This is a genomic window from Saccharopolyspora sp. (genome assembly GCF_017434145.1).
Classification (GTDB): Bacteria; Actinomycetota; Actinomycetes; order Mycobacteriales; family Pseudonocardiaceae; genus Saccharopolyspora_C; species Saccharopolyspora_C galaxeae.
The window spans coordinates 1-3,892 of record NZ_JAFRFW010000069.1 but is presented as its reverse complement, the minus strand read 5'-3'; the positions used below and the strand labels follow the sequence as shown (position 1 = coordinate 3,892).

3 protein-coding genes and 1 pseudogene are annotated in these 3,892 nt (G+C 71.7%); all 4 read left to right on the top strand.

What is annotated here, in order from left to right:
• Positions 1-226, top strand: a pseudogene (locus tag IJH84_RS01765) (hypothetical protein); the annotation flags it as partial.
• A gap of 70 nt (positions 227-296) precedes the next feature.
• Complete coding sequence (locus tag IJH84_RS01760; RefSeq protein ID WP_295139477.1) at positions 297-1,907, top strand: molybdopterin-dependent oxidoreductase; 1,611 nt, start codon at positions 297-299, stop codon at positions 1,905-1,907.
• A gap of 33 nt (positions 1,908-1,940) precedes the next feature.
• Positions 1,941-2,984 (top strand): NAD-dependent epimerase/dehydratase family protein, encoded by a 1,044-nt coding sequence (locus IJH84_RS01755; RefSeq protein WP_295139480.1) that lies wholly within the window; start codon positions 1,941-1,943, stop codon positions 2,982-2,984.
• Between the two features lie 209 nt (positions 2,985-3,193).
• Complete coding sequence (locus tag IJH84_RS01750) at positions 3,194-3,859, top strand: fasciclin domain-containing protein (protein WP_200070601.1); 666 nt, start codon at positions 3,194-3,196, stop codon at positions 3,857-3,859.
• The last annotated feature ends 33 nt before the right edge of the window (positions 3,860-3,892 follow it).

Sequence of the window (3,892 nt, the reverse complement as noted above, 5' to 3'; positions counted from 1 at the left end):
GGCGCTGTCGACCGTGCACGCCCGCTACGGCGAAGCCGAAGCGGTGCAGCGCGTCGCGAACGGCCTGTGGGAAGCAACCCGCGCGCCCCGGCCGGATCCGCGCCGGGTGCGCCTGCTGGCGGCGAAGCTGCGCTCGGAGCTGGGCACCGGTTCGATGGCGAACACGCTGGGTGTGGTGCTGATGGACAGCCTGGACGAGGCGCTCCGGGAAGCGCAGCTGCCGTGACTCCTCGACCGGTGCGGCCAGTCCGAATCTCGGGGGCAATCCATCGCGGCCGCGACTACGAATGGAAGATGTGAGACCGGAACGACTTCCCCGTCCCCTGCCCGCAACCGTCGCCGCGCTGTGCGGAGTGCTCGCGGCCGCAGCCGCGATCGGCTCGGGACAGCTCGTGGCCGCGCTGGTCGAGCCGCGTTCCGCGCCGCTGCTGGCGGTCGGCAACACCGCCATCGACCTGACTCCGGAGCCGGTGAAGCAATTCGCCATCCGCGCGTTCGGCGAGTCGGACAAGACCGCGCTGCTGGCCGGGATGGGTGTCGTGCTGCTGGTGTTCGCGGTGCTCGCCGGTCTGGTGTCGCGCCGCGGCCCGCGCCCGGGCTCGGTCTTGGTCGCAGCGTTCGGCATCGTCGGGCTCGCGGCGGTGCTCGCCCGGCCCGATGTGGGGGTGCTGGGCGTGCTGGCACCGGTGGTGGCGACCGCGGCGGGCGTGTGGGTGTTCCGCTGGCTGCACGGTGCGGCGGCAGACGCCGACGCGGAGCGCGATGCCTCCGGCGGCGCGCGATCCGGCGACGAGCCCGGATCCGACCGCGAAACGGAATCCGGCGGCGAGCGCGGACCCGGCAGGCGGCGATTCCTGGTGTCGTCGGTCGCGGTGGCCGCCGGTGCGGGTGTCGCGGGCGGACTCGGCTCGCTGACCACCGGCGGGCGCAGCGGCGGCTCACCGGCCGCGCAACAGGCGATCGGCAGGGCGCTGAACGCGCCACCTGCGCAACCCGTACCGGCCGGAGCGGACTTCCGGGCCGACGGAACACCGACGTTCATCACGCCGAACCGGGACTTCTACCGGGTCGACACCGCGCTGAGCGTGCCGAGCGTCGACCTGGACTCCTGGCGGCTGCGGGTGCACGGCATGGTGGACCGCGAGCTCGACCTCGGTTTCGCCGACCTGGCGCGGTTCCCGCGGGTGACCCGCACGATCACGATGACCTGCGTTTCCAACGAGGTCGGCGGCCCCTACATCTCCACCGCCGAGTTCACCGGCGTACCGATCCGCGACGTGCTGCTGGCCGCCGGGGTCCGGCCCGGTGCCGAGCAGGTGTTCAGCACCAGCGCCGACGGCTTCACCGCGGGCACCCCGACCGACGCGCTGTTGGAGGCCGAACGCGGCGCGCTGCTGGCGTTCGGCATGAACGGCGAACCGCTGCCCGCGCAGCACGGCTACCCGGTGCGCATGGTCACGCCGGGCTTGTACGGCTACGTCTCGGCCACGAAGTGGCTCACCGACCTGGAGCTGACCACCTTCGCCAAACCGGCTTACTGGATCGAGCGCGGCTGGGGGCAGCGCGGGCCGATCAAGTTGCAGTCCCGCATCGACCGGCCGAGCGGTTTCGCCAAGGTGCCCGCCGGCCGCAACGCGGTCGCCGGAATCGCTTGGGCGCAGACCATCGGCATCGACGCGGTCGAGGTCCGCGTCGACGGCGGCCCGTGGCTGCCGGCCCAACTGTCCACAGAGGTCAACGACCAGACCTGGCGGATGTGGCGCGCCGACGTGGACCTGGCTCCCGGCGGGCATACCGTGGAATGCCGCGCCACCGACCGCAACGGGCAGGTGCAGACCCCGCGACGGGCATCGGTGCTGCCGGACGGTGCCACCGGGTGGCATTCGGTGTTCTGCACCGCCAACTGAAGCGTTTTCCCAACGAGCACGGAGGTCATGAGCTTGCACGTCCTGGTCACCGGAGGCGCGGGCTTCATCGGCTCGCACATCGCCGACCTGCTCGCCGAACGCGGGCACCGGGTCCGGCTGCTGGACGCGCTGCTTCCCGCGGCGCACGGATCGGGCGCGGCACCGGACTACCTCGGCGAGCACGAGCTGCACGTCGGGGACGTGCGCGACGAGCAGGTGCTGCGGCGCGCGCTGGACGGCGTCGACGTGGTCTGCCACCAGGCCGCGATGGTCGGGCTGGAAACCGGAATCGGCGACATGCCGGGATACGTGGCGCACAACGACCTCGGCACCGCGCAACTTCTGTCCACAATGGCCGATGAGGGCATCGGGAAGCTGGTGCTGGCCGGTTCGATGGTGGTCTACGGCGAAGGCCGCTACCGGTGTCCGAGCCACGAGGTGGTCCGGCCCGGACCGCGCGCCGCCGAAGACCTCGAAGCCGGGATCTTCGAGCCGCGCTGCCCGGACTGCGGCGGACTTCTGCAACCCGGCACGGTTCCGGAGGATGCGCCGATCGATCCGCGCAACACCTACGCGACGACGAAGCTCACCCAGGAGCACCTCGCCGCGGTGTGGGCCCGCAACACCGGCGGCACGGCGGTGAGCCTGCGCTACCACAACGTCTACGGGCCGCGGATGCCGCGCAACACGCCCTATGCGGGGGTTGCGTCGCTGTTCCGGTCCGCGCTGGCGCGCGGCGAGGCTCCGCAGATCTTCGAAGACGGCGGCCAGCGGCGCGATTTCGTGCACGTGCACGACATCGCCGCGGCGAACGTCGCCGCGATGCACCGCGATCAGCCCGGCTTCGCCGCGTACAACGTGTGCTCCGGGCAGCCGCACACCATCGGGGACATGGCTCGCGCGCTGGCCGAGGCCGCGGGCGGGCCGGAGCCGGTGCTGACCGGGCGCTACCGGCTCGGCGACGTCCGGCACATCGTGGCCGACCCTTCCAAGGCCGCCGAAGAGCTCGATTTCCGCGCCACCGTGGGCTTTTCCCAAGGCATGAAGGAGTTCGGCACCGCCGGTCTGCGGGCGTGAGCACGGTCGGAACGAGCGGGCGGGCCGATCGGTCCCGCCCGCTTTTCCATGCGCCGACGGGATTCCGGCCGGCTCGGAACACCTGCGGCCGAAGAAATCCGGCAGAAAAGTCTTCATGGGACCAATCCGAAATCCCGGATGCACCGAACACCTGATGAGTCCGGGGATTCGCACCCAGCGAACCCCTCCATCCCCAGGAGGACACGTCCATGAGGATTCGTCGTCAAGCCGCCGCGCTCACCGGTTCCGCCGCAGTGCTCGCACTCGCGCTCTCCGCCTGCGGACAACCCGCGCAGGACAGCGCCGAATCGGCCGCGCCCGGGCAGCCCCCGGCCGGTCAGCCCGCTGCGCAACCGGCCGCGAACGGCGTTACCACCGCCGAGGACGTGTTCGGACCGGGCTGCTCCCAGGTGCCGACCGACCCGAACGACCCGGGCTCGGTGCAGGGCATGGTCGACGACCCGGTCGGCACCGCGGCGAGCAACAACCCGCTGCTGACCAAGCTCACCGCCGCGGTGCAGGCCGCCGGGCTGGTGGACACGCTGAACAAGCCGGACGCGCAGTACACCGTGTTCGCCCCGGCCGACCCGGCGTTCGAGGCGATCCCGCAGGATCAGCTGGAAGCGATGCTGACCGATCCGGCGCAGAAGCAGCAGCTGACCGATGTGCTGACCTACCACGTGGTGCCGCAGCGGATGGACGCCGAAGGACTCGCCGGGGCCGGGACGCTGCCGACCGCGCAGGGCGGGCAGCTGAAGGTGGAAGGCTCCGGCGAGAACTTGAAGGTCAACGGCGCGTCGGTGCTGTGCGGCAACGTGCCCACCGCCAACGCCACGGTGTTCGTCGTGGACAAGGTCCTGATGCCGCAGATGTGAGCCGTCGCCGCGGCACGCCCGGCCGAGCGCTCC

Coding starts and splice junctions, on each gene's coding strand:
- IJH84_RS01750 (WP_200070601.1), top strand. CDS start 3,194: ATGAGGATTCGTCGTCAAGCCGCCGCGCTCACCGGTTCCGCCGCAGTG.